This window comes from Roseibium sp. SCP15 (assembly GCF_040329435.1).
Lineage (GTDB): Bacteria > Pseudomonadota > Alphaproteobacteria > Rhizobiales > Stappiaceae > Roseibium.
The window spans coordinates 142,827-166,101 of sequence record NZ_JBDZYI010000006.1 but is presented as its reverse complement, the minus strand read 5'-3'; the positions used below and the strand labels follow the sequence as shown (position 1 = coordinate 166,101).

Genomic DNA, 23,275 nt, shown 5'->3' with positions numbered 1-23,275 from the left:
AAACCGGCCGGTCTCGCCTGACGAGTTGAATTTGCCTGGTGTTCAAATGGGTTAAGGCAAACTCATCTCATCAGATCGATTGAAAACGCACAGAAATCTGATCCGATATTGCTTTACGGCTGAAGGTATGAGGTCTTCACGCTCGTATAGAATTCGGCCGCATAACGTCCTTGTTCACGGGAACCGAAACTGGATCCCTTGGTGCCGCCAAACGGCACGTGGTAGTCGACCCCGGCGGTCGGCAGGTTGACCATCACCATTCCGGCCTGGGCATTGGCCTTGAAATGGCTCGCATGTTTCAGCGATGTGGTGCAGATGCCGGAACTGAGGCCAAACTCCGTGTCGTTGGCAACGCTGAGTGCTTCATCGTAGTCCTTCACGCGAATGACCGACGCGACCGGGCCAAACACTTCCTCCCGGTTGATGCGCATGTCATTCGAGGTTTCGGTCACCAAAGCCGGCGCCATGTAGAACCCTTCGGTTTCCCTGTTGAGGCGCTCACCACCCTGAACCTTGCCGCCGTCCTCGGCTGCGACATCGACATACGAAAGGTTCTGTTCCAGCTGGCGGCCATCAACGACCGGTCCCATCTGCACACCTGCTTCAAGCGCATTGCCGACTTTCAGAGCCGACATTCGCTCTGCGAGCGCGGCAACGAACCGGTCATGAATGCCTTCGGTCACGACAAGACGGGAACTTGCCGTACAGCGCTGACCGGTTGAAAAGAACGCTCCGTTCAGGCAAACGTCAACGGCAACATCAAGATCGGCGTCGTCCAGAACCACCATCGGGTTCTTGCCGCCCATTTCCAGCTGCACCTTCTTCAGGCTGGCACCACAAGCCGCAGCAATGCCACGACCGGTCGGTACCGAGCCGGTGAAGGAAATGGCTTTGACCTTGCTGCTTTCGATCAGGCGGGGGCCGAGTTGAGACCCCCGGCCCATGACCAGATTGACCACACCTTCCGGCAAACCGCTGCGAGAGAGGATTTCAACCAGCGCATGCGCACAGCCCGGAACCAGTTCGGCCGGTTTCAGGACCACGGTGTTGCCGTAGCAAATTGCCGGAGCGATTTTCCATGCCGGGATCGCGATCGGGAAATTCCAGGGGGTAATCAGACCGATGACACCGAGCGGCGAGCGCGTGACATCAACCTCGATGCCCGGGCGAACAGACGCCAGCCTGTCGCCTGCCTGACGCAGAGCTTCGCCGGCAAAGAACTTGAAGATCTGTCCTGCGCGCGCGGCTTCACCGATGCCTTCCGGCAGCGTCTTGCCTTCCTCTCGAGACAGGAGCCTTCCCAACTCTTCCTTGCGGGCCAGTATTTCAGTACCGACAAGATCAAGCACGTCAAACCGCTGCTGAGGCGTCGACGCTGCCCAGGAGGGAGCAGCACGGTCTGCCGCTTCGATCGCCTGGTCCAGCTGTGCGACATCTCCTCGGGCCGCGTGCCCCAGAACGTCACTGATGTCCGAAGGGTTTACATTTGGCGTACTGTCGCTGGTTTCTACCCAGCTGCCACCGACAAGGTTCTTGTAGTCCATGACGTCACCCCATTCAGGAGCGGATACCCAGGCGATAGGGATCCGCAGGGTCAAAAATCAGATTGGCATCGGAAGTTACAAAGGCCTGCCCGGTGACGGTCGGAATGACACCGCCCTCTTCGCCCAGCTGATAGCTGATCCGGTATGTGCTGCCGATAACGCTTTCCTGTACCCAGTCCTCACCCGGTGCCAGAACACCGTCCGCGGCAAGGCAGGCGAGCTTTGCCGAACACCCCGTGCCGCAGGGCGAGCGGTCATAGGCCCCACCCGGACAAAGAACGAAGTTGCGGCTGTCGGCAGCGGCATCCTCGGGAGGCCCGAACAGCTCCACATGATCAATCCAGGCGCCGTTCGCACCGGTTTTCCCGGCTGCTTCCAGGGCCGACCGGATCTTCATGGTCAGATCGGTCAGGGGAAGAATGTTGGCAGCCTTGAGCGCGATCGGGCTTTCCTTGACCAGGAAGAACCAGTTGCCACCCCAGGCGACGTCACCGGTGAACCGGCCAGCGCCTTCAACTTCCACCGAAACGTCCTTGTGCAGGCGGTAGCTCTCCACATTGACCACGGAGACGGTATTGGCATCGTGCAACAGCACTTCAACGACACCGACCGGCGTTTCGAACTTGTGCCGTCCCGGTTCGATCCGGCCCATATGCGCAAGCGTGACCGCCAGCCCTATGGTCGCGTGACCGCACATGCCAAGGTTCTGCAGATTGTTGAAATAGATTACCGCAGCAACACAGTCCTCCCGGGTGGGAGGCAGCAGCAAGGCACCGATAATCGCGTTGTGCCCGCGCGGCTCCAACACCACTGAAGCGCAGAAATCGATATGCTCCGCTTCCAACTGCGCCGCGCGCTCAGCCAGCGAACCTGAACCGAGATCAGGTCCGCCTTCGATCACCACACGGGTCGGTTCACCCGCTGTATGACTGTCGATTACGCGCATTCGGCAACGACTCCGCCCTGCCGGGACCAGTCGGCGTACCAGTCGTTGAAGAGCTTGTACTGGGATTCAATGTAGTTGCGCTGCGCATCGCTCAGGGCATCGGTTTCGTTGAAATGCAGGCGGTATTCTTCTTCGCCGTTCAACACCATCAGGTGCTTGTAGTAGAGCACCAGGTCAGGACCTTCGTCGAAGCTGGACAGAACACCGAGTGCTTCTTCCAGTTCCTTGGCCTTCTGACGGGCCTCTGCATGGCCTTCGGCAGCCTTTTTGCAAAGGTTCACCAGGTGCAGGACCTGTTTCGGAATGGCGTTGCCGATGCCGGTAATTGCACCGGTTGCACCGCAGTTGACGAAGCCATGATAAACGGCAGTGTCGACACCGACCATCAGCGTGACCTGGTCGTCCTGCGAGGTGATGTTTTCGGCCGCATAACGAAGATCGTCCAGACCGCCGAACTCCTTGAAGCCGATCAGGTTCGGGAAATCCTTGCGCAGATCGAAGAAGAGGTCAGCCCGGGTGGCAAAGCCATAGTAGGGGCTGTTGTAGATGACAGCGGGAAGGTTCGGTGCAGCCGCAAGGATTGCGCTGAAGTGGTGACGCTGCGCCGTCATGGAAACACCGCGTGACAGGACACGCGGGATCACCATCAGACCATGAGCGCCAACCTTGGCGGCATGAGCTGCATGCGCAACCGCAGACCTGGTATTGACGGCACCTGTGCCGACAACGACAGGTACACCGGCCTTGACCAGACGCTCGACGCCTTCCATGCGCTGTTCGTCGGTCAGAAGCGGCCAGTCGCCCATTGACCCGCAATAGACCACTGCGGACATGCCTGCTGCGATCAGCTCCTGCCCTTTTTTGACAAGTGCATCATAGTCAGGCGTGCGGTCCGCCTTGCACGGTGTCATCAGGGCTGGCATGCAGCCGGAAAAGATATTCGAGGACATAGTTTACTCCTTAAGGGCAGGTCCGCTGTTCAGATGTTCCGCGCCGCGCGGGCCAGGGACCTGATGTCACAAAAGTTCGCGCCGATTCAGCGCACGTTTGCAAGAAATTTGCGGGTGTTTTCGGATTCAGCTTCGCCGAAAATCTGTTCGGGCGGACCGATTTCCTCCATCACGCCCTGATGGAAATAGGCCACGCGGTCAGAGACATCGCGGGCAAATCCCATCTCATGGGTCACGCAGATCATCGTCATCCCTTCTTCTGCCAGAAGGCGCATGGTGTCGAGCACTTCACCTACCAGCTCGGGGTCGAGCGCCGAAGTTGCTTCATCGAACAGCATGTAGGACGGCTCCATCGCCAGAGCACGTGCAATCGCAAGCCGTTGCTGTTGGCCGCCTGACAAAGCTCCCGGGTAGACATTCAGCTTGTCGCCAAGGCCGACATGCTTCAGCTGGCTCTCGGCGATCGACTGTGCTTCGGCCTTCGACTTGCCCTTGACGATTTTGGGCGCAAGAGCAACGTTTTCCAAGGCCGTCAGATGCGGAAAACTGTTCCATTGCTGAAAGACCATTCCAAGCTTCTGGCGCAGCTTGTTGATGTCCGTACCCTTGGCGTGAACGTCCGTGCCATCCACGATGACAGATCCCTTCTGGATCGGTTCCAGGCCATTGATGCAATAAAGCAGCGTCGACTTGCCGGAACCGGACGCGCCAATCACGGACAGCACTTCGCCCTTCTCGACATTCAGGTCGATACCTTTGAGAACCTGGAGCGCACCGAAGTATTTTTCGAGGCCACGTATCTCGATCATTGGGCCCACCTTTTTTCAAGTTTTGCGGCATAGCGCGAGATCGGGAAGGACAGCGCGAAATAGAAAGAGCCGGCGATTGTCAGGATCAGGAAGGGTTCCTGTGTTCGTGTGATGAGGATCTGGCTGGCCTTGAGCAGCTCGACATAACCGAGCACGGAGACCAGCGCGCTGTCCTTCATCACGCCAAGCGCAACGCCCGTCCAGGCCGGGAAAACCGCGCGCCCACCGATCGGCAGCACGACGTAGCGCATGTCCTGCCAGTAGCTCATGCCGAGTGATCGCGCTGCTCTGCGCATGGGTCGTTCGACCGCTTCAATTCCACCACGTGCGACATTGGCAACAAGAGCTGCGGTGTAGATCGTCAGGATCACCACACCCGAGCCAAACGGGTCCAGATTGAGCCCTATGATGGGCGCGAAGTTGTAGAACAGCACCAACTGGATAATGAGCGGCACTGAGCGGAACGCGTCGAGCACCGGCGCCAGCGTCAGTGCGGCTGTCAGCTTGCCCTCGTAAAGCAACCATCCAAACACACCACCGAGAACCGTGCCTATGGAGATCGACAGGGCCGAGATCCACAATGTGCGCAGTGCCGCCTCGCCCATGAACCAGAGGTCATTGATGTTAAAGCCGCTGAAGAAGCTAATTGTTTCCTGCAACTTGGCCTCCTCAGTACCGGAACAAACGCATGGCCAGGAGCCGCGAGGCCGCCAGGATGAATTTGACGATGACGTAGTAGATCACTGCGGTCATCGCAAAATATTCGAAGATGCGGAACGTACGGCTGGCAAAGAACTGAGTCTCGCCGCTGAGTTCGCGGAACCCGACCAGCATGCCGAGCGAGGACATCAGCACCGCCCAGACCATCTGATTGGTCAACGGGTGATAAACGATACGGAACACCTGCGGGATGACGATACGCGTATAGGCCTGCCAGGCTGTCATGCCGAGGCTTCGTGCCGCGCGAAGCTGCGTGTCCGGAACGGCCTGGAAACCACCGCGGAAATTTTCCGCCAGATATCCGGCACAATTGAAACTGAGACCCGAAAGCACAATGGCAAAGGGGCTGAGGTGTATGCCGAAAGCTCCAAGGCCGAAGCCGAAGAAAAACAGCTGGAACAGAGCCGGCGTGTTGCGGGCCAGCTCGACCCAGGAACTTGCCAGCCAATAGAGCGGACCGCGCATATGCATGCGGATGAGAGCAAGCACCAGACCGATGATTATGCCGATAATCATTGAAAGCGTTGCGACCTGCAGGGTCAGCAGTCCCGCTTCCAGAAGGTCCGGCAGGCTTTTCATCACCGGCCGCCAATGGAAATTGTAGTCAAACATTCTAGAGTTGCCCCGCCAGACCCCGCCAGACAAGGACGGGATGCATCTGCTTGCGATTTCAGGACCCTAGTTAGGGTAAACGCCTGAATTCACTGGAGAACAGAAGTATAAGACACGCCCGGCCTGCTCTGTGCCGCCGGGCGCACCTGAATGGGCTGTTAGTACATCACGCCCGGGATACGCAGTTCCGGAGCCTCACCGCCGACATACTTGCCCCACAGTTCGTCGTAACGGCCGGAGCGAACCTGATGGGTCACGAACAGGTTCAGGAAGTTCAGCCAGGTCACGTCCTGACGCTTGCCGACGACGGAGGTGTAGTCGGTCGTCCAGGGCATACGCGGCCCGGCATCGACCGTGTCGTACTGCTCGGTAATCGGCTTCACCGCAGTGTTGGTTGTGATGCCGATGTCAGCCTTTCCCTGGGCAACGGCCAGGAAGACTTCGTTTTCGGATTGATAACCCTGGTAAAGGTTCTCTTCACCCCATTCCTTGGCGATCTTCAGCCACTCCTGCTCGGGCACTGTGCCGATGGCAGCGGCGACGCGCTTGCCGCGGATATCTTCAAAGGTCTTGATGCCGCTTTCAGCGTTCACGACGCCCTGTGCATAATAGATTGCGTAGGGAATGGTGAAGCCGACGGTGCGGGCACGCGCCAGGCTGTCGGAAGTCGCTCCGAACACGACATCGGCGCGACCGGTCACGATAACCGGCAGGCGCTCGGCCCAGGTTACCGGAAGAATCTGAGCATCAACTTCGAGTGCAGCAGCAAGATCGTTGCAATATTCGACGTCAAAACCGGCCGGTTCGTTGTTGGCATCGCGGTAGCCGATCGGCGGGAAGTCGAGCACGACGCCGCAACGCAGCGTTCCGCGATCGACGACATCGTCAAGCGTATCGGCTTTTACCGGCAGAGCAGCAACAAGCGTCAAAGCGGCAGCAGCCGCAATTTTCTTAAGCATGGTTTTTCCCCTCTTCATTTCCCGAAGATTTTCGTCAGGCGAGACATTGATAAACCAAATTGGATCCAATATTCAATATAAAATATTCAATGCGAATTTCCGCTTCACCAAATCGGGTCCTTCCCGTAAAAGACGGAGCAAGGAGAGACGTTGCTATGAAACTGAAATCGATGGATATTTCCGCAACGGCGTCGGCGTCTTCAATTGTGTTCGACGCCCTCAGGAAAGCCATTATCGGAGGCCAGCTGGAAGAAGGCGAACCGCTGCGCCAGGACGAAATTGCGCGTCTTTTCAACACCAGCCGTATTCCGGTCCGGGAAGCGATCTCCCGCCTTGAAGAACAGGGGCTGGTGAAGACACAGCGATACAAGGGCGCCGTCGTGGCGGGACTGTCACCTCAGGAGACGGAAGAGATTTTCGACCTGAGGGCTCTCGTGGAGCCAGAAATCATCCGGAACGCAGTGCCGTTGATGTCCAAGGAACTGCTGACGAAGGCTCGTGACAAATGCGCCGCCTTTTCCGCCTCTTCCGATCCGATGGAATGGGGAGACCTGAACCGGGACTTTCATGAAACGCTCTACAGCGCCAGCGATCTGAAGTTCTTTCTGGAAATCGCCCACAATGCCATCGACCGTGTTGAACGACAGATCCGTGCTCAGCTGGTCATGAGCAACGGCATGGAACGTGCCGGGCGTGAGCATTTCGGTATTCTGGAAGCGTGTGAACAAGGTGACGCCGAGCAGGCCGCCAAGCTGACCAGAGACCATATCCAGGGTGCGAAGAAATCGCTTCTGGCGCACCTGCCGCTGAGCTGAGAAAACCTATCAAGGCGGCTCAGAAGCAGCCGTCACAAGCCTCACGGTTCAACTGCCGGCAGGAGCAAAGCGTCTGCGGTATTCGCTCGGCGACAGGCCGACGATTTTCTGAAACAGCTTGCGAAACGCCGAAACGTCCAGATACCCCACGTCCATGGCAATGGACTCAATGCTCGCATTGGTCAGTTCCAACTGCTCCCGTGCCTTTGCGATGCGCAGTCGCTGCAGATACTCGGACGGATTGAACCCGGTCGCTGCATGGAAACGGCGCAGGAAAGTGCGTTCTTCCTGTCCGGCGGCTGCAGCCATTTGCGGAACCGTCACCGCCGACTGGTAATTGGCCTGCAACCAATGCTGCGCCTTGAGCACCCTGGCATCGCCATGGGCCAGGTTTGGTGAAAAGAGATTGTAGTAACTCTGCTCACGTTCCCCCGGATCGATCAGGAAAAATCTTGCCGTTTCCAGCATCACCGCCGGCCCCATGAAACGGACAACCAGCCTCAAGCCAAGATCTGTCCAGGCCATCAAACCACCAGCGGTGATGACATCGCCATCATCGATGATCAGCCGGCCGGCATCCAGTTGCACTTCAGGATATGAACGCGCGAAATCCTCCGCCAACGCCCAATGCGTTGTTGCCTGGCGACCGTTCAATAGTCCGGAAGCAGCAAGGGGAAAGGCTCCTGCGCAAATCGAACACACCAGTCCACCGTGAGCATGTTGCCAGGCAACCCAGCGAGCAACTTCCGCCAGGTCCTCACCCTCAGGGCGAGCTCCCAGACAAGGCGGCAGAATGACGGTGTCGAGAACTTCAAAGCTGTCGGGCGAAAAGCAATCTATCAATTCAACTTGGAACGATCGCGGATTTGCAGCTTCGGTCTGCTGAAACCTGTCTGCCGCCTCAAACAGGTCTTTCAGCCCCAGGACTGCGGCCTGCTGGGCGCAGGGATAGGCTGCGATGCCAATCCGAATGGTCTGAGCACTGGATGTCATTTGTCAAATCTAACCCGAATTATGTCAATTCCGCCAATCACACCTTCAGTGCGGCACCGCGTATATCGGCACTCACCACAAACAAGGAGATACTCATGTCCAAGTCCGCGCTTGTCCTGATCGACATCCAGAACGACTATTTTCCCGGCGGCAAATGGGAACTGCACAAAATTGAAGACTCCGCGGCCAATGCCCGACGCTTGCTGGATCAGGCCCGTGACAAGGGCGAGCTGGTTGTCCACGTCCGTCACGAGTTTACGGGAGAGAATGCGCCGTTCTTCGAGGCTGGCTCACCTGGTGCCGACTTTCATCCCTCCATGCAGCCTGCCGAAGGCGAGCCAACCGTACTCAAGCACCATGTCAATTCGTTCCGGGAAACAAACCTGAAGCAGCTTCTGGATGACAACGGTGTCACAAACGTCACCATTGCCGGAGACATGAGCCACATGTGCATCGACGCCGCAGCTCGCGCCGCCGCCGATTTTGGCTATGCCGTTACAGTCGTGGAAGATGCCTGTTCTTCCCGTGACCTTGAGTTCAACGGTGACACAATACCTGCAGACAGCATTCACAAGGCCTATATGTCAGCGCTTGGTTTTGCCTATGCCACGGTCCTGACGACCGACGCCTATCTGGCTGCCTGAGTGCAATTGGGGCCTCAGGAGCAACCGCGCACCATGGATGCGCGGTTGCTGGCCAGCCGTCACTCAGAAGAAAAGCAGGGCAGGACGTCCTCTTCAAAATAAGGTTCCTGATCGACCCAGAACATATAATCGACTTTCATGAAGTCGTTCGCGAACGCATGCAGAATCGGAACGATGTTGGTGCGGTCCTGGACCACATCATCAGACGCCGTCTGACCGATGTAGTTTCCATCCTGAACCGCGATGCCCAATGGCGCCGTGAAATCGTGCTCGTGCATCATCGCGATCGTGTGATTGAGTGCACCCTTGCGCTTGAACATGAGATCGGGCCCACCGAGACCAACCCCGATTTCCTCACCGAGTTCGTAGATGCTCCTGAGATAGCCTTCGTCCTCCCACGGCAACCACTCTCCGGGCATGAAGTTCGCGTACTGCATCGTTGTGGAAACCGGAAACGCAGCCTTCATCGCCCGCATATTCGTCTTCAAGCCTTCAGCATAACGAGCCGGGGAGAACGAAGGATCTGTCTCTGTGGAAATGCCGATGGTCGATTCCTGAAGGTTGATGCCCTCGATCTCTCCGTCGAATTCTTCCCCGAGCGCATTGAGCAGGGCTGCGAAGCGGGCCTGGATCCGATTGTCCCAACGCTTGGCAACCCATCCTTCCACGTTGCCGTTTTCGGCATATTGCGGAACCGCGCCACCACCGAAGTCGGCCCCCAATAGGTAATCCGGTACAGGCTTGTAGTCCGGCGTGAAAGACGCATCCTGAAGCTGGAGAAACAGGCGCTTTCCATAAGCTGCCAGATAGTCGACATCCTCTCGAATGGCCGAAAAGTCATACTCTCCTTCGGCGGGCTCGAGTTGCCGCCAAGGGTACATGATCTGTGCGCCGACAAAATTGTCGTTGGTCAGCAGTGAATGGTCCCGGACAGCCTCACGATCCCGGGCAAAATAGACAAAGTGCGATATGCGGCCTGTTTCAATCGGACAGCTCGCATCCGCATATTTCTTGTGCGCATCCAGATAGCGGTCGCCGGGATTGTCCCACGCCAGCGCTGAAACAGCCTGAAGGGAAACACCAAGCGCAAGAGCAACACTGGCGACAAAAGCCAAGTTCATTGAAATGCTCCATTTTCAGAAAAGCCGGCCCGGAACGGACCGACTGGACTGCAGTACGGTAGGAGGGCGAAAGTATGGCCGAGCCGCCTGTTTTTCACTGTATGACCTAGTGATCTACAAACTCGCGCAAGCTCACTTGCCGGTCACCGTCTCGGTCCATGAAAGCGATGTGTTCCGCTGCCTTGTAAGCGCCGTGCATTCCAATCGCCTTTCGGCAATTCTCGCTGACATTCACCTCGTCGGCACGCATGGCCCTTTCCAACTCCCCGCGGGTCATATACCCGTTCGAGTCGGCATCCACCTGCACGAACTGATCAGCGCGTTGGCGCTCAAAGGCAGCAACGACTTCCCGAAGCGTCAGTCTGCCGTCACCGTTTCCGTCGGCAAATTCTATTTCGCCGTCAGCCAAAGTTTCCGGAGGGAAAGTCCATCTGCGGGCCAGTTCCGTTCCCTCGCAAGCGGGCGGCAGGTCAACCTGTTCTAAGCGTTTTTGCATGACCGCAATCAGTTCATCCCGATCGACAAAGCCATCTCCATTGGCATCCTTGGCGCGGAAATTGCCTTCGAAATCCGTTCGCGCCTGCGCCCCATTGATTGAGTATAAGACAGCCGTGACAAGCGACACGGCAACGGCCAATGGTACAAGAACAAGAAATGCCTTCCTGAGCATTGGGACCTCCTTTGGTTTGGAACAAGGCACTCCATCCTCGGCAATCATTCGGCGCATCGCTGCGCTCATGCTTTCTCCCCGCTCGGCAGCTCTGCTGGCGAAGTCGGTCTTTTCCCGGTGGCTCAAACGAATTTCGAGCGTCTCGGACTTTTTTTCTTTGCGCATGTCGTCGGTATGAGAGTTGGTGGGGTGCTTCACAGACCAAGGCTCAGGTCGTTAGCGAATGCTAGCAGATTAGCATCCGGACTTGAGTATTTTCGTGTCCGGACAAATGAAAACTCCAGGACATTCCTGTGATTTTTCTCTCACGCAAAGGTTTAATTTTGAAGGAAGTCACTGCTTCCGCGTTGTGCCGTCGGATTTAAGCCTACCGGCAAGCACGCTCATCTCCCTGTAGACACTGCCAGCCTCAGGGTGCCACCTGGCAACATCTTCCCCCTGCCTGGAAACCACAAACTCGTCACCACGTGCCGCGGGTCCTGTCAAAGCCTTTTGCGGCCCCTCCACCAAGACGTTTTCATAAGTTGCTCGCAACATGGAATTGTTCAGTTTCACGGCAATGTCGTCCGGCACACCTGCTTCAGCCCAGGCCTCCCGGGCAATCGCCTGCAAAACGACCGTGAAGTTGTTCGAAAACACGGCTGCGGCGTGATAAAGGCTTTTGCTTTCAGAACTGATCGGGAAAGTTTGTGCGCCCAGCTGCTCCAGCAGCGGATTGATGACCGCGAGAGCCGCCGCGTCGCCCTCAATTCCGCAATGCACGCCGTTGAATTGCTTCTTGGCAAGCTCCGGCGTCGCGAATGTCAGAACCGGGTGCACACTTGCCAGGTGCCAGTTCAGTTTTCGCAGTGCCACCAATTGCTCGGCGGCGAAGAAGCCGCTGCAGTGAAAGGCAATCGCTGCTCCGTCCTCACGTTCTGAAAGCACATCCGCCAATCGTTCCGCTGCTGCAGCAATCTGCGTATCGGGAACCGCCAGGATCCAGAGATCAGCGGGCCGGAGATCGGTGTAGTTCTGCACGGCGCGGCCGGCGCCAGCGAAGCCGACCGCCTTTTCTGCCGACGAAAAACTGTTGCTCAGAATATCCTGAACTGTGCAGTTCGGCTCATCGGCCAGCAGACCGAGCAGCGTTTGACCGACGCGCCCGGCCCCGATGAGGTTCACTGTCATTCGCGACATATGGAATGTCCCTGTTTTGCACCAAGCTTACCAACCGCGCGCACATAACATGGCCGACGCCACGAGGGTCTCGCTCAGGTCATTGAATGTGTGTTTCTCAAGTTTTGAGGCGCTGGAACAGACCCCCGATCAGACTTTGCGACCCAGGTACACAGCCTGGGTCATCTCTCGTCCGTCTTGCAAAGGATTGGCAAAGACAACCGGCTCGGCCCACGCCTCTTCGAACGCTTGTGCAAGCAATGCGATTATTGCCGCATCCGGCGCTTCATCGGACCACAGGCCCACGACCCCGCCTGGTTTCACAAAGCGTTTTAAATCACGCAATCCATCGGCGGTGTAAAACCCTTCGGACTGACCATGCAGCAACCGCTCCGGTGTGTGATCAATGTCGATGAGAATGGCATCATATTGGTGGCCTGGCCTGTGCGCATCAAAACCGTCCTTCGACGTTGCCAGTGCAAAGAAATCTCCCTGCAACAAACGACAGCGGGGATCATCGGCCAACTCGGTTTTTATCGGCACGAGGCCTTCCTTGTGCCAGCGGATCACCGGCTCGAGAAGATCAACGACCATCAGCCGCGTAACCGCATCATGCGCAAGAGCAGCCTGTGCGGTGTAACCCAGACCAAGCCCCCCCACCAGTACATCCAGATTTTCTCCAGATAAAGCCGCGATTCCCAGGTCAGCAAGGGCCACCTCGGACGCGGTGAACAGGCTCGACATCAGATGTTCTTCACCAAGAAGAATTTCAAAGACATCTGTTTTAAGCGCCAGAATATGACGTCGACGCAAGGAGATCGCGCCAATCGGCGTCGGTGCATAATCCAGTTCTTCAAACATAGCGCTCATGACGGCACCATGACGTCAGAATGCCGCTTTGAAAAGAGCAATCTGGAAACGCAACCAGGTCTTGTTACAGGGCTTGCAGTCTGATGAACCGGCTCACCTGCCCTCCACCCTTACGACTTGTGTGTTCACAACGGCCGCCCGGCCCGCAAACCAACCATTTGCTGCAGCCCCGAGGCCAAGCGCCACGAACAATACCGCCGTCCAGGCAAAGCTGCCGGTCCAGCTTCGAATGAGACCAACAATCAGCGGACCGATAGCTGCGAGTATGTACCCGACGCATTGGGCCATTCCGGAAAGATGCGATGCGCTGTGAGAATCTCGCGTTCTCAGGACGATCAGGGTGAGAGCAACCGCAATCAATCCTCCTTGTCCGATGCCCTGCAGGATTGCCCAGAACCAGACCGTTGAAAGCGGCGCAAACTGAAGACCCAGCAGCGCGACGACTGCGAGCGCGCAAAGAGCCAGGTTGATCAGGCGCTGATCCTTACCGCGCACGGCAAGATGCGGGATAATCAGACAGGATGCCGCTTGCACCATGACTGAGACGGAAACGATCGCACCTGCTGTAACGCCGTCCAGTCCCCGTGCCCTAAGGATCGGCACAAGCCATCCGAAGACGCAATAAGCAAGTGCGGACTGCAATCCCATGAACAAGGTGACATGCCAGGCAAGCCTGTCGTTCCAAAGCCCCTTGACGACGAATTTTTCCTTTCTTGCGGAGCGCTTCGCAAGAACAACCTGTGGAAGCCACAGAAGGCCAACCAGAAAGGCTGGAAGTGCCCAAACTGCCAGGGCGGCATCCAGTGAACCACCAAACGCATCTCTCAACGGGATCGTGAGCCCGGCCCCTCCGGCAGCGCCGGCGCAAAGTGCCATTGTGTACCACCCGGTCACGAGCGCTGCCTTGTCCGGAAAATCCCGTTTGACAAGACCGGGCAAAAGCACGTTGCCGACGGCGATGCAGGCTCCGGCAAGCGCCGTCCCGAAAAACAGCAGGGGAACGGAAGAGAGGCCTCTTGCTGCCGTTCCAACAGCCAACAAAAGAACAACGGCAAGCAAAGTCCGCTCCGTGCCGATCCTGGCTGCCAGACGCGGCGCCAAGGGGGAAAACAGGCCAAGACAAAGCACGGGAAGCGTGGTCAGCAGGCTTGCCCCGGTGGTGGAAAGACCAAATCCTTCGCGGATCTCCAGAAGCAAAGCCGAAGCGCTGGAGAAGACCGGGCGCAGATTGAATGCAATGAGCACAAGACTGGCTCCCAGCAGAAACCTTGCCAGGACATTTGGCTTGATGCTTGGCGCGACAGCTGGACCGACACGGGACTTTCCGGTGTCGACCAGACCAGCCTCTTCAGGGCTGACAGCGGCCACCCGGGTCACGACGCGAGCAATCGTTCAAGGTCCCTGAGGACCGGTGCCATGAACCGACGTACGGCAGCGTCAGCCTTCTCCGGATCGCCGGTCTCGATTGCATCGATTATGGCTGCATGAGATGCCATATCAGGCTCTTGCAGCTCCTCCCCCAGGGTTGCCTCGATGGTTTCGCTGATGAGCGTGGAAAAGAAATCATACATGTGCACGAGCACACTGTTGCAGGACGCAGCCACCACAGCCTTGTGAAACGCAAGGTCGCGCGCAACAAACCCGGCCTTGTCGCTACCGTCAAAGTTTCCGCGCTTTTCAAGCAGGGTACGCAGCTCTGCAATCACCGCCGGTGTCTGGCGAATGGCGGTCAGCCGTGCGGCTTCCGCGTCAAGCGCGAGTCTTGCTTCGAACTGATCGCGCAGGTTCGCCCGCCGTGCCATTGTCAGGGGACGGCTGGCGTCGGCAGTGGAAAGAACGTAAGTACCGGAGCCCTGACGCGTCTCCAGATAACCTTGCGAAACCAGCACTCGAACCGCTTCGCGGACAGTCCCCCTGCTTATTGAAAGAAACTGCGAGAGCTTTGCTTCGTTCGGCAGCTTTTCTCCGACCGGCCAGCGACTCCCCACGATTTCAGAGCGGATCGCCTCGACGGCGCTATCGACCAGACTGGTCTTGGCAAGTGCATGCATAATTAGATCACCAAATCATCAGATGACTTGATTATATTGGGACACAGTCAGTTTGTCCATTGCACTTGGAGCGCTCGCGCAGAAGACGGTACCGCCGCTGACCTGGAAGGCTTGGCACAGTTTAGCGAACGTGCTGATGTGGAGGGCGGTTTATCGGCGAGAGGGCAACATGTTCAGATTTGCTGATTGGGGTTTCTGGGTTCGGAGTTCCAAGGCGCTGCTTGCCTTGATCGTTGGCATGTGGGCTCTCGCGGCTGCATACGGCAATGTAGCCGACTACGGCACCAACTGGGTCTATGTACAAAACGTCATGTCGATGAGCACCTCACGGGACAACCCGAACGTTGCGTGGCGGGCCGTCGATAATCCTTCGCTTCAGCACTTCGCCTACGCTGCCATCATTGCCGGGGAAGCCGTGGCAGGAGTGTTTTTTTCTTTTGCGGGAATCCTGATGGGACTGCGGCTGGGGAAATCCTCTCGCAGTTTCCAAGCGGCCAAGGCACCTTACGCCATTGGCCTCATTGCCGCGCTACTCGTCTGGTTGTTCGGATTCATGGTGGTTGCAGGCGAGTGGTTTCAGATGTGGCGGTCGCCAACCTATAATGCGCAGCAATCCGCTTTCATGTTTTATGCAACGATGCTTTTGTCAGGCGTCTATATTTTCCAGAAATCTGAAGAGCCGATTGCCCCTCCGGATAGCCGATGAGAAGTTCCCGTCCGCGAGCTGGTGAAATCAAACCGTTGCGCCTCCATTGTCTGCGTTCACCAGCCATCGCCTTTGCTGAAACTAGCCTCGCCCGACAAAAGGCATCGACGTCGCCATGACAGTCAGTGTCAGAACATTGGCATCAAGCGGCAATCCGGCCATATAGACAACGGCTTGTCCGACGTGCGCCGGATCGATGGTCGGTTCGCTCGCAATTTCGCCGTTGGCCTGTAGAACCCCAGCGCTCATCTTCGCCGTCATCTCGCTTGCCGCATTGCCAATATCGATCTGGCCGCAGGCAATATCGAAAGGGCGGCCATCCAGCGCAGAAGACTTTGTCAGGCCTGTAATGGCGTGTTTGGTCGCCGTATAAGGAGCGGAATTCGGGCGGGGCGTCGTTGCTGAAATCGAACCGTTGTTGACGATCCGGCCGCCACGCGGAGATTGCTCTTTCATCAGGCGGAATGCGTGCTGCGTGCAAAGAAATGCCCCGGTGAGATTTGCAGCGACGACGTTGCTCCACTCTTCGTAGCTGATTTCTTCAAGTGGAACCGGGGAGTTACCGATGCCGGCATTGTTGACGAGGAGGTCCAGACGGCCGAACTCATCGCGGATCTGGTCGAAAAGCGCGCTCACCGATTGAGGATCCCCGACATCGGCCGCGACCCAGCTCACATCGTGACCCGTTTCGCCGGATATTTCAGCAGCTGCCTTGCGGAGCACATCCGCGCGCCTGCCTGAAAGCACGACCCGCCATCCCTCGGCGCTCAGTGCTTTTGAGACCGCTTTGCCGACGCCCGTACCGCCTCCGGTCACAAGCGCAATCTTTCCTCTCACGTCAACAGCACCCTTCGTCATGCCCCTGCACCTTCCAGTTCGTCTTCAATATGTATGCGGATGATATCGTCGAAACGCGTTTCCGCCGCGAAGCCGAGTTCTTTTGCCCGCTGTGCCTCAAAATCTTCCGGCCAACCGGCAACGATTTTCTGAATGTCCGGATCCGGCTCTCTGCGGATCAAGCGAATGGCCTTTTCACCAGCGACACGCCGCAATGCATCGATCTGCTCGCTGACCTGGGCAGAAAGTCCCGGCAGAGTGAGATTTCGGCGTGAACCCAACACCGCAGTGTCCATTCGGGCCGCGTGCACGAGGAAACCAACGGCTGCACGCGGGCTTGCAAACCAGTGACGAACGGAGTCCTCCACCGGCAGGACCGCTTCCTGTCCAACCAGAGGTTCACGCAGGATGTTTGAGAAAAATCCGGACGCTGCCTTGTTCGGTTTGCCCGGGCGGATGCAGATCGTCGGAAGGCGCAGTCCTATGCCGTCGAAGATGCCCCTGCGGCTGTAATCTGCGAGCAGAAGTTCACAGATGGCCTTTTGAGTGCCGTAGCTGGTGAGTGGCGTGGTGAAGAAGTCATCCGCGATCCTGGGTGGGAACGGCTGACCGAAAACGGCAATGGAAGACGCGAAGATGATGCGCGGATGATAGGGTTCCCGCATACTTTCGCGGCGAATGGCCTCGAAGATCATCCGGGTGCCATCCATGTTAATGGCATAACCCTTGTCAAATTCAACTTCCGCCTCTCCCGAAACAATAGCGGCCAGGTGAAAGATCAGATCCGGTCGGCCGGAGATCAGCTTCTCAGGTTCCCCGGGTGTTGCCAAATCGACTGTTTGTGCGGAGGCAATATCCTTCACGGCCGAAGGTATGGGTGGTGCCACAACATCAGCCAGGGTCAGCTTGCTGACCTCGGAGCCAAACAGGGCCCGGTCCGCCGACAGTTTTTCCACCAGCTTGCGCCCCAGCATGCCGGCGGCACCGGTCACGAGTACATGCATTCGCAGCGATCCTTCTGTTGTCCTGCCCCGTTCGGCGGGTTGGTGCGCATAGGCCTGGTCCGCCTGAAGATCCGGCGCCAGTATCACCTGTACAACTGAAGGAATTCAACAAGCTTGAGCTCAACCAGATCGTTGGCTCAATTGCACATATGCACGCTGATTGGCTACCTCTGCCAACGCAGTGTAAAGCACGACACCGGTATTCACTCACCCAATGCCGTGCCTAGACTATCTCAGACGGCCTGCTGCCAGTCGGAAGAGGGCCGCGCAACCGGGCGGCATACACCCGACAACCAGTGTCTGGCGTCTTCTGAACATCTGGCAGCAACCAGCTCTTCCACCTTGGCGTGGTAAGTGTTGAGCCAATCGGTTTCAGCTTCCGACAGACGATCCAGGATCAGTGCATCCGTCTGGATCGGGACCCAGGTGAGGTTCTCGAAATAGAGGAAACCGTCATCAGCCTCGCGAACCTCGAAGAGGTTTTCGATGCGGATCCCATACCCTCCGGCCTTGTAGTAACCGGGCTCGATCGACAGAACCATGCCCGTGCTCAGATCGATGGGATTGTAAGGCTTGCCGATCCTCTGGGGCTGCTCATGCACGGACAGCCGGTGACCGATACCGTGTCCGGTGCCGTGGTCATAATCAAGACCAAGATCCCATAGCGGGCGGCGGCAGATCGCATCGATATGATGCCCTTGCGTGCCTTTCGGGAACCGCAGTGTCGCAAGCGCGAAAAGCGCCTTGTAGACTGCGGTGTAGGCTTCAGCATAGCCCTCCGGCAATGTGCCGAAACTGTAGGATCGGGTCGCGTCTGTCGTGCCCGTTTCATACTGACCGCCACTGTCCAGAAGATATGGTGCGGACGGCAGAACGGGCGCGGAAACGTCCGGATCCGCTGCGTAGTGGCACATTGCGGCGTTGGCACCGGCGCAGGAGATGGTGTGGAAGCTCTCGCTCAGGAATCCCGGTCGTGCCTGACGAAATTCGAGAATTTTTGCTTCCGCTTCATACTCACTCACCGGATTGCCAGCCGCCGCGCGGGAGGGAACGGTGCTCTGCAGCCAGGATCCGAACTCGACCCAGGCGACAGCATCTTCAACATGGCAGGCCCTCAGCCCTTCCAGTTCCGTATCGTTCTTGCAGGCCTTGGCCGAAGTGACCGGGCTCAGACCATGGACGGCTTCCGCCTTGGCTGCCCGTACCAGATGTGTCACCGCGGCCGGTGAGAAATCCGGATCAAGCATAACCTTGTTGCCCGGCTTCACCTCGGCGCAAAGAACGTCAAGAAATGCATCCTTGGGATGAAGCTTCAGCCAGTCCGGCAACGTGTCATCCAATCCGTCTTCAAACTTGTCCCGGTTTACGAACCAGTGCCCAGCTCCCGTCTTGTCCAGAAGCAGGAAAGACTGGGGCATCGGATTGTAGGCGACGTCATCACCACGGACATTCAGGAACCAGGCGATGTTGTCCGGTTGGGTTTCCACCAGGAAATCCGCCTCTTCCGCCATCATCAGCTCCAGCAGATTGCCGCGCTTCTGGCTCGCGGACACTCCCGCGAACTGGAGCGGAAATGCGCTGATGGTGCCAAAGGGTTCCGCCGGCTGGTCGGCCCAGATCGCGTCGACCGGATTGCCGGTCAGCGGCGTCATCACTGCCCCCGATGTGGCGGCCGCACCTTCGAAGCGCTTGACCCAATTCGGCGGCAGCAGCATGGCGTCATAGCCAATCACCCACTCGGGTTGCGCCGTCTCGGCAAGCCAGGATTCGGGGGGATTTTCAAAGAGGTGATCACGTTCGATCAGATTGGCGGGACACTGGTTCTGCGCCTGAACCGTATAGCGGCCATCGACGAACAGGCGCACCCGGTCAAGCATGACGATCGCGACCCCGGCCGACCCCGTAAATCCGGTCACAAAACCAAGTCGCTCATCGTGAGGCGCGACGTACTCGCCCTGGTGCGCGTCGAAGCGCGGCACGACGAGAGCATCCAGCCCGCGTGTTTTCATTTCCTCGCGCAGTGCGGTTAGGCGTTCAGCCAGAACGGCGGAGCGGTTTTCAGGCATTCTCGATCTCTTCAGCATGATGACAGGCAACCGCCCCACGTCCCGGGATAGGGCGCAGCCGCGGCAACTCAGTCGTACATTTCGGGGTCTTGTGCCGGCATCTCACATGGAAGGGGCAGCCGGGGGGAATATCCAGAGGAGACGGCAGTTCGCCCTCCAGATGAATTTTCTTGCCCTTGTCGTCCGGATCGAGTGAGGGCGCAGCGCTGAGCAACGCCTGCGAATACGGATGTGAAGGGTTGGCAAAAAGGGTTTCGCTGTCGCCCAGCTCCACGATCCGGCCAAGATAAATGACCGCGACCCGATTGGAAACGTGGCGCACGAGACGCAGGTCATGTGCAACAAACAGGATGGTCAGGCCAAGCCGCTCCTGAAGATCAAGAAGCAGGTTGACGATCTGAGCCTGGACCGAGACATCAAGTGCAGAAACGAGCTCATCGGCTATCAGCACTTCCGGCTCCACCGCCAATGCCCTTGCAATCGCAATCCGTTGGCGCTGACCACCTGAAAACTGGTGCGGATACTTTTCAAGCGCATCCTGGGGCAGCTGCACAAGCTCCATCAAGGCCGAAAGGCGCCCAGGCAGCTCTTCCTCGCCACACATTTCATGAACACGCAAGGCTTCGCTCAGAATCTGCCCCGTCGTCATGCGTGGATTCAGCGAGGAATAGGGATCCTGAAACATCATCTGGACACGACGGTTGTAGGTCCGGTCCTTGCGCTCATCAGCGGAAAAGACATCCTTGCCGTGAAACAGAACCTGCCCGCCGCCCGGTTCGTGCAATCTGACAATGCAGCGGGCAAGGGTCGACTTGCCGCAACCGGACTCTCCAACAACACCGAGCGTTTCACCCCGTTTCAGATCAAGGCTGACGCCATTGAGTGCGTTGACGTTCCGGGCCGGCCGATTGCCGATGACGTCCAGAACCGTGCGCTTGCCCCTGAAACTGAGACTGACGTCGCGAATTTCGAGAACGGGATCTCTCATGCGGCCGCCCCTCCCTCACTTTTCACCTGATTGAAACAGGCGACAGAGCGCCCGGTGCCCGCGCCGACAAGATCCGGCCTGGACGTTTCACAGATCTCTGACTTGTGAGTACAACGCGCCGCGAATGCGCATCCGGCCGGAAGGGACAGAAGAGAAGGCGGTGTTCCCGGGATGGAATAGAGCGGCGTTCGCGGGGGCACGTTTTCTGGCACCGAGCGCATCAGCCCAACCGTATAGGGATGCTGTGGCGCGCGAAGAACGGAGCGAACCGCCCCCTGTTCCACAATCCGGCCGGCATACATCACCGCAACCTGGTCGCAGGTTTGTGCCACGACCCCGAGGTCGTGAGTCACCAGAATGACGCCCATGTCGAAGTCCTGCGCAAGCGACAGGATCAGATCGAGGATCTGCGCCTGAATGGTGACGTCGAGCGCGGTTGTCGGTTCATCCGCCAGAAGCATCTTGGGTCTTGCGGCAAGGGCAATCGCAATCATTACCCGCTGGCGCATGCCGCCCGAGAACTGATGCGGGTACTCACCCAACCGGGACGCAGCGGCCGGAATGCCGACAACGTCAAGCATTTCGATTGCCCGCTTCTTTCGCTCCGATGCGCTCATGTCCGTATGCGCTTTCAGTGTCTCGTCGATCTGCAACCCCACGGTCAGGAGTGGATTGAGCGACGTCATCGGCTCCTGGAAGATCATGGCGATTTCACCGCCACGGATTTTTCGCATTTGCGCTTCGGGCGTTTCGACGATGTTCTGCCCGCGCCACTGGACAGAACCCGTCGTCGTGCCGTAGCGGCGCGACAAGCCGAGGATCGAGCGCAGGGTTACACTTTTTCCCGATCCGCTTTCACCGACAAGCCCCAGAACTTCGCCCTTGTTGACGCAGAAGCTGACGTCACGAACCGCCGGGATGGATGCCTGGCCGCCCCCGAAGGTGGTGCACAGGCCGGATACCTCCAAAAGAGGTGTTTGCACGCTTTTCAAGGTCATCCGCGCGGCCTCAACAAATCTGCAATTCCGTCACCAATCAGCGAAAATCCAAGCCCGGTCAGCACGATGGCGATGCCGGGCATGAGGCTGAGCCACCAGGCGGTGGTAATGAAGTTGCGCCCTTCGGCGATCAGCACGCCCCACTCGGCCTGCGGTGGCTGCGCGCCAAGCCCGAGATACCCGAGCGAAGAGCCGAGCAGGATAGCCAGCGCCATGTCGGTCATCCAGTAGACGACAATCGGAGTAATTGCGTTGGGTAACAGGTGGCGAAAAATGATGCGCAGGTCCGAATAACCCATCACGATACCGGCGGACGCGTAGTCGTTCCCCATCTGGGAAATGACCTCGGCCCGCATGAGTCGGGCATAGTAGACCCAGCCGACAAGGGTGATCGCGATATACATGTTGACCAGTCCGGGTCCGAGAACCGCGACCACCGCGATGACCAGCACCAGAAACGGGAAAGTGATGATGGCATCGACCACCCGGCCGAAAATCATGTCGGCAATGCCACGATAATAACCGACCAACGCTCCGATCACGACGCCGATAGTCAACGCAAAGATAGTGGCCAGAACCGCCATCTGCATGTTGACCGAATAGGCCCAGATCACGCGTGATAACGAGTCCCGTCCCAGCAAATCCGTGCCGAAAGGATGCAGCCAGCTCGGTGGTTGGCGCACGGCGGTGTAATCGATGAAATTCGGATCATAGGGAGCGAACACACCTGGAAACAACGCCAGAATAGTCGATGTGCCGATGATCGTCGCGCCAACCATGAAGCCCGGTTTGCGGAGCGCCATCCTTATCCGGCTCGGTTTTTGAGCCGGTGCAGCATCTTGAGAAAGGGACAACTCACTCATGACAGGCGCATCCTCGGGTCAAGCCAACTCTGGAACAGATCCGTCAACAGGAAGACCAGCGATACCAGAACGGCAAAAGTCAGGGTGAGCCCCTGTATCAGGGGATAATCACGGGCGAAGATCGCCTCCAGCATGAGCCGCCCGACACCCGGCACCGCGAACACGGTCTCGGTTACCAACGTTCCACTCATCAGCTGTCCGATCGAGAGCCCCAGCAGGGTGACAGTTGAAATCAGGGCGTTCTTCAAAACGTGGCGACCGAGGATGAGCCTGGAGGGCAACCCCTTGGCGCGCGCAAACTGAACATATTCCGCGTCCAGAACTTCGATGATCGCGGCCCTGAGGTTTCTCATCAGGATCGCGGAAGTGTATAGCGCGACCGTCACGGCGGGCAGGAAGAGATGATACATCCTGTCCCAGAATGTCTCGCCATAGCCTCCAACCGGGAACAGGCGCAACTGAGCCGCCAGGAACGTGAGCAGGATGAGGCCGATATAGAACACCGGCATGGACAACCCCACCTGAAACACCGCCCTGATCAGATTGTCCTGCCATCTGCCGCGATTGACGGCTGCCAGGAAGGCGAGCGGCCCGGCGATCAGGATTGACAGGGAGATTGCGTAGACAGCCAGGAAAATGGTTGTCGGCAGCCGCGCCAGAATAACGTCGAGGACAGGTGCCCGCAGTAGGATCGACCTTCCGAGGTCACCTTGAAGCGTGTTGGTCAGGAAATACCAGAACTGGGCCAAGAGCGGCGCGTTCAGTCCAAGTTTTTCGCGGATTGCGGCGATATCCGCGTCGGAGGCCTTGTCGCCCGCGATCGCGATAGCCGGGTCGCCCGGCAGCAGCCGGACCAGAAGAAAAATGATGATCATGACAAGCAGAAATGTCGGGATCATCAGAACCAGTCGGTTCAGGGTGTATTGAAATCCGGCCATTTCTCTTGCCGTT

The 23,275-nt window shown here is 57.9% G+C and carries 24 protein-coding genes; 3 read left to right on the top strand and 21 right to left on the bottom strand.

The genetic code is table 11. From position 1 onward, the window contains the following. Nucleotides 1-113: 113 nt before the first annotated feature. The 7 genes from ABLO27_RS26830 to ABLO27_RS26800 all read right to left on the bottom strand — a co-directional run bounded on the left by ABLO27_RS26830 (nucleotide 114) and on the right by ABLO27_RS26800 (nucleotide 6,540). Nucleotides 114-1,544: an aldehyde dehydrogenase family protein gene (locus ABLO27_RS26830; RefSeq protein WP_353037174.1), complete on the bottom strand. Its 1,431-nt coding sequence runs from the start codon at nucleotides 1,542-1,544 to the stop codon at nucleotides 114-116. A gap of 13 nt (nucleotides 1,545-1,557) precedes the next feature. Continuing rightward, nucleotides 1,558-2,490: a proline racemase family protein gene (locus ABLO27_RS26825; protein ID WP_353037173.1), complete on the bottom strand. Its 933-nt coding sequence runs from the start codon at nucleotides 2,488-2,490 to the stop codon at nucleotides 1,558-1,560. Further along, nucleotides 2,481-3,440 (bottom strand): dihydrodipicolinate synthase family protein, encoded by a 960-nt coding sequence (locus ABLO27_RS26820; RefSeq protein ID WP_353037172.1) that lies wholly within the window; start codon nucleotides 3,438-3,440, stop codon nucleotides 2,481-2,483. Before ABLO27_RS26820 ends, ABLO27_RS26825 begins: the two co-directional genes overlap by 10 nt. 86 nt (nucleotides 3,441-3,526) lie before the next feature. Further along, nucleotides 3,527-4,249 carry an amino acid ABC transporter ATP-binding protein gene (locus ABLO27_RS26815; RefSeq protein WP_353037171.1) on the bottom strand — a complete coding sequence of 241 codons (723 nt, stop codon included), beginning with the start codon at nucleotides 4,247-4,249 and terminating at the stop codon, nucleotides 3,527-3,529. Continuing rightward, nucleotides 4,246-4,908 (bottom strand): amino acid ABC transporter permease, encoded by a 663-nt coding sequence (locus ABLO27_RS26810; RefSeq protein ID WP_417714860.1) that lies wholly within the window; start codon nucleotides 4,906-4,908, stop codon nucleotides 4,246-4,248. Before ABLO27_RS26810 ends, ABLO27_RS26815 begins: the two co-directional genes overlap by 4 nt. Nucleotides 4,909-4,918: 10 nt before the next feature. Further along, nucleotides 4,919-5,581, bottom strand: coding sequence for an amino acid ABC transporter permease (locus tag ABLO27_RS26805; RefSeq protein WP_353037170.1), 663 nt, complete (start codon nucleotides 5,579-5,581; stop codon nucleotides 4,919-4,921). Nucleotides 5,582-5,739: 158 nt separating this feature from the next. Further along, nucleotides 5,740-6,540: a transporter substrate-binding domain-containing protein gene (locus ABLO27_RS26800; RefSeq protein WP_353037169.1), complete on the bottom strand. Its 801-nt coding sequence runs from the start codon at nucleotides 6,538-6,540 to the stop codon at nucleotides 5,740-5,742. A 155-nt stretch (nucleotides 6,541-6,695) separates the two neighbouring features. On the opposite strand from ABLO27_RS26800, the gene ABLO27_RS26795 reads away from it, so the two are divergent. After that, nucleotides 6,696-7,355, top strand: coding sequence for a GntR family transcriptional regulator (locus ABLO27_RS26795; RefSeq protein WP_353037168.1), 660 nt, complete (start codon nucleotides 6,696-6,698; stop codon nucleotides 7,353-7,355). Nucleotides 7,356-7,403: 48 nt separating this feature from the next. On the opposite strand, the gene ABLO27_RS26790 is transcribed toward ABLO27_RS26795, so the two are convergent. Further along, on the bottom strand, nucleotides 7,404-8,348 hold the full coding sequence (locus ABLO27_RS26790) for a GlxA family transcriptional regulator (RefSeq protein WP_353037167.1): 945 nt from the start codon (nucleotides 8,346-8,348) through the stop codon (nucleotides 7,404-7,406). A 95-nt stretch (nucleotides 8,349-8,443) separates the two neighbouring features. On the opposite strand from ABLO27_RS26790, the gene ABLO27_RS26785 reads away from it, so the two are divergent. Continuing rightward, nucleotides 8,444-8,992 carry a cysteine hydrolase family protein gene (locus tag ABLO27_RS26785; RefSeq protein WP_353037166.1) on the top strand — a complete coding sequence of 183 codons (549 nt, stop codon included), beginning with the start codon at nucleotides 8,444-8,446 and terminating at the stop codon, nucleotides 8,990-8,992. A gap of 59 nt (nucleotides 8,993-9,051) precedes the next feature. On the opposite strand, the gene ABLO27_RS26780 is transcribed toward ABLO27_RS26785, so the two are convergent. From ABLO27_RS26780 to ABLO27_RS26755, 6 genes are all read right to left on the bottom strand, one after another. Continuing rightward, nucleotides 9,052-10,113 carry a hypothetical protein gene (locus ABLO27_RS26780; RefSeq protein ID WP_353037165.1) on the bottom strand — a complete coding sequence of 354 codons (1,062 nt, stop codon included), beginning with the start codon at nucleotides 10,111-10,113 and terminating at the stop codon, nucleotides 9,052-9,054. Between the two features lie 106 nt (nucleotides 10,114-10,219). Further along, nucleotides 10,220-10,783, bottom strand: coding sequence for an EF-hand domain-containing protein (locus ABLO27_RS26775; RefSeq protein ID WP_353037164.1), 564 nt, complete (start codon nucleotides 10,781-10,783; stop codon nucleotides 10,220-10,222). A 333-nt stretch (nucleotides 10,784-11,116) separates the two neighbouring features. Continuing rightward, the gene (locus tag ABLO27_RS26770) at nucleotides 11,117-11,962 is read right to left on the bottom strand and encodes a Rossmann-like and DUF2520 domain-containing protein (protein WP_353037163.1); all 846 of its coding nucleotides are present in this window, start codon (nucleotides 11,960-11,962) and stop codon (nucleotides 11,117-11,119) included. A 129-nt stretch (nucleotides 11,963-12,091) separates the two neighbouring features. Continuing rightward, nucleotides 12,092-12,811, bottom strand: coding sequence for a spermidine synthase (locus tag ABLO27_RS26765; protein WP_353037162.1), 720 nt, complete (start codon nucleotides 12,809-12,811; stop codon nucleotides 12,092-12,094). A 93-nt stretch (nucleotides 12,812-12,904) separates the two neighbouring features. Then, nucleotides 12,905-14,101 (bottom strand): CynX/NimT family MFS transporter, encoded by a 1,197-nt coding sequence (locus ABLO27_RS26760; protein ID WP_353037205.1) that lies wholly within the window; start codon nucleotides 14,099-14,101, stop codon nucleotides 12,905-12,907. 83 nt (nucleotides 14,102-14,184) lie between these two features. Further along, nucleotides 14,185-14,862 carry a FadR/GntR family transcriptional regulator gene (locus ABLO27_RS26755; RefSeq protein ID WP_353037161.1) on the bottom strand — a complete coding sequence of 226 codons (678 nt, stop codon included), beginning with the start codon at nucleotides 14,860-14,862 and terminating at the stop codon, nucleotides 14,185-14,187. A 169-nt stretch (nucleotides 14,863-15,031) separates the two neighbouring features. Here ABLO27_RS26755 and ABLO27_RS26750 point away from each other — a divergent pair, with 169 nt between their 5' ends. Then, nucleotides 15,032-15,568: a DUF2165 family protein gene (locus ABLO27_RS26750; protein ID WP_353037160.1), complete on the top strand. Its 537-nt coding sequence runs from the start codon at nucleotides 15,032-15,034 to the stop codon at nucleotides 15,566-15,568. A gap of 81 nt (nucleotides 15,569-15,649) precedes the next feature. On the opposite strand, the gene ABLO27_RS26745 is transcribed toward ABLO27_RS26750, so the two are convergent. The 7 genes from ABLO27_RS26745 to ABLO27_RS26715 all read right to left on the bottom strand — a co-directional run bounded on the left by ABLO27_RS26745 (nucleotide 15,650) and on the right by ABLO27_RS26715 (nucleotide 23,262). Next, the gene (locus ABLO27_RS26745) at nucleotides 15,650-16,426 is read right to left on the bottom strand and encodes an SDR family oxidoreductase (RefSeq protein ID WP_353037159.1); all 777 of its coding nucleotides are present in this window, start codon (nucleotides 16,424-16,426) and stop codon (nucleotides 15,650-15,652) included. Further along, nucleotides 16,423-17,409 carry a D-erythronate dehydrogenase gene (denD, locus tag ABLO27_RS26740; RefSeq protein ID WP_353037158.1) on the bottom strand — a complete coding sequence of 329 codons (987 nt, stop codon included), beginning with the start codon at nucleotides 17,407-17,409 and terminating at the stop codon, nucleotides 16,423-16,425. The genes ABLO27_RS26745 and denD overlap by 4 nt, the downstream gene beginning before the upstream one ends. A gap of 233 nt (nucleotides 17,410-17,642) precedes the next feature. Next, nucleotides 17,643-19,475, bottom strand: coding sequence for an aminopeptidase P family protein (locus tag ABLO27_RS26735; protein ID WP_353037157.1), 1,833 nt, complete (start codon nucleotides 19,473-19,475; stop codon nucleotides 17,643-17,645). Next, entirely contained in the window at nucleotides 19,468-20,463 is a 996-nt protein-coding gene (locus ABLO27_RS26730) for an ABC transporter ATP-binding protein (protein ID WP_353037156.1), read from the bottom strand. Before ABLO27_RS26730 ends, ABLO27_RS26735 begins: the two co-directional genes overlap by 8 nt. Then, a complete protein-coding gene (locus tag ABLO27_RS26725; protein WP_353037155.1) occupies nucleotides 20,460-21,461 on the bottom strand; it encodes an ABC transporter ATP-binding protein in 1,002 nt (333 codons plus the stop codon). Before ABLO27_RS26725 ends, ABLO27_RS26730 begins: the two co-directional genes overlap by 4 nt. Beyond that, entirely contained in the window at nucleotides 21,458-22,264 is an 807-nt protein-coding gene (locus tag ABLO27_RS26720) for an ABC transporter permease (protein WP_417714863.1), read from the bottom strand. The genes ABLO27_RS26725 and ABLO27_RS26720 overlap by 4 nt, the downstream gene beginning before the upstream one ends. A 56-nt stretch (nucleotides 22,265-22,320) precedes the next feature. Continuing rightward, nucleotides 22,321-23,262, bottom strand: a complete 942-nt coding sequence (locus ABLO27_RS26715) for an ABC transporter permease (RefSeq protein WP_353037153.1) — start codon at nucleotides 23,260-23,262, stop codon at nucleotides 22,321-22,323. Nucleotides 23,263-23,275 lie beyond the last annotated feature (13 nt).

What these genes read in the sequence shown, in the direction of transcription:
- ABLO27_RS26830 (WP_353037174.1), bottom strand. Translation starts at nt 1,544, where the DNA reads ATGGACTACAAGAACCTTGTCGGTGGCAGCTGGGTAGAAACCAGCGAC.
- ABLO27_RS26825 (WP_353037173.1), bottom strand. Translation starts at nt 2,490, where the DNA reads ATGCGCGTAATCGACAGTCATACAGCGGGTGAACCGACCCGTGTGGTG.
- ABLO27_RS26820 (WP_353037172.1), bottom strand. Translation starts at nt 3,440, where the DNA reads ATGTCCTCGAATATCTTTTCCGGCTGCATGCCAGCCCTGATGACACCG.
- ABLO27_RS26815 (WP_353037171.1), bottom strand. Translation starts at nt 4,249, where the DNA reads ATGATCGAGATACGTGGCCTCGAAAAATACTTCGGTGCGCTCCAGGTT.
- ABLO27_RS26805 (WP_353037170.1), bottom strand. Translation starts at nt 5,581, where the DNA reads ATGTTTGACTACAATTTCCATTGGCGGCCGGTGATGAAAAGCCTGCCG.
- ABLO27_RS26800 (WP_353037169.1), bottom strand. Translation starts at nt 6,540, where the DNA reads ATGCTTAAGAAAATTGCGGCTGCTGCCGCTTTGACGCTTGTTGCTGCT.
- ABLO27_RS26795 (WP_353037168.1), top strand. Translation starts at nt 6,696, where the DNA reads ATGAAACTGAAATCGATGGATATTTCCGCAACGGCGTCGGCGTCTTCA.
- ABLO27_RS26790 (WP_353037167.1), bottom strand. Translation starts at nt 8,348, where the DNA reads ATGACATCCAGTGCTCAGACCATTCGGATTGGCATCGCAGCCTATCCC.
- ABLO27_RS26785 (WP_353037166.1), top strand. Translation starts at nt 8,444, where the DNA reads ATGTCCAAGTCCGCGCTTGTCCTGATCGACATCCAGAACGACTATTTT.
- ABLO27_RS26780 (WP_353037165.1), bottom strand. Translation starts at nt 10,113, where the DNA reads ATGAACTTGGCTTTTGTCGCCAGTGTTGCTCTTGCGCTTGGTGTTTCC.
- ABLO27_RS26775 (WP_353037164.1), bottom strand. Translation starts at nt 10,783, where the DNA reads ATGCTCAGGAAGGCATTTCTTGTTCTTGTACCATTGGCCGTTGCCGTG.
- ABLO27_RS26770 (WP_353037163.1), bottom strand. Translation starts at nt 11,962, where the DNA reads ATGTCGCGAATGACAGTGAACCTCATCGGGGCCGGGCGCGTCGGTCAA.
- ABLO27_RS26765 (WP_353037162.1), bottom strand. Translation starts at nt 12,811, where the DNA reads ATGAGCGCTATGTTTGAAGAACTGGATTATGCACCGACGCCGATTGGC.
- ABLO27_RS26755 (WP_353037161.1), bottom strand. Translation starts at nt 14,862, where the DNA reads ATGCATGCACTTGCCAAGACCAGTCTGGTCGATAGCGCCGTCGAGGCG.
- ABLO27_RS26750 (WP_353037160.1), top strand. Translation starts at nt 15,032, where the DNA reads ATGTTCAGATTTGCTGATTGGGGTTTCTGGGTTCGGAGTTCCAAGGCG.
- ABLO27_RS26745 (WP_353037159.1), bottom strand. Translation starts at nt 16,426, where the DNA reads ATGACGAAGGGTGCTGTTGACGTGAGAGGAAAGATTGCGCTTGTGACC.
- denD (WP_353037158.1), bottom strand. Translation starts at nt 17,409, where the DNA reads ATGCATGTACTCGTGACCGGTGCCGCCGGCATGCTGGGGCGCAAGCTG.
- ABLO27_RS26735 (WP_353037157.1), bottom strand. Translation starts at nt 19,475, where the DNA reads ATGCCTGAAAACCGCTCCGCCGTTCTGGCTGAACGCCTAACCGCACTG.
- ABLO27_RS26730 (WP_353037156.1), bottom strand. Translation starts at nt 20,463, where the DNA reads ATGAGAGATCCCGTTCTCGAAATTCGCGACGTCAGTCTCAGTTTCAGG.
- ABLO27_RS26725 (WP_353037155.1), bottom strand. Translation starts at nt 21,461, where the DNA reads ATGACCTTGAAAAGCGTGCAAACACCTCTTTTGGAGGTATCCGGCCTG.
- ABLO27_RS26720 (WP_417714863.1), bottom strand. Translation starts at nt 22,264, where the DNA reads ATGGCGCTCCGCAAACCGGGCTTCATGGTTGGCGCGACGATCATCGGC.
- ABLO27_RS26715 (WP_353037153.1), bottom strand. Translation starts at nt 23,262, where the DNA reads ATGGCCGGATTTCAATACACCCTGAACCGACTGGTTCTGATGATCCCG.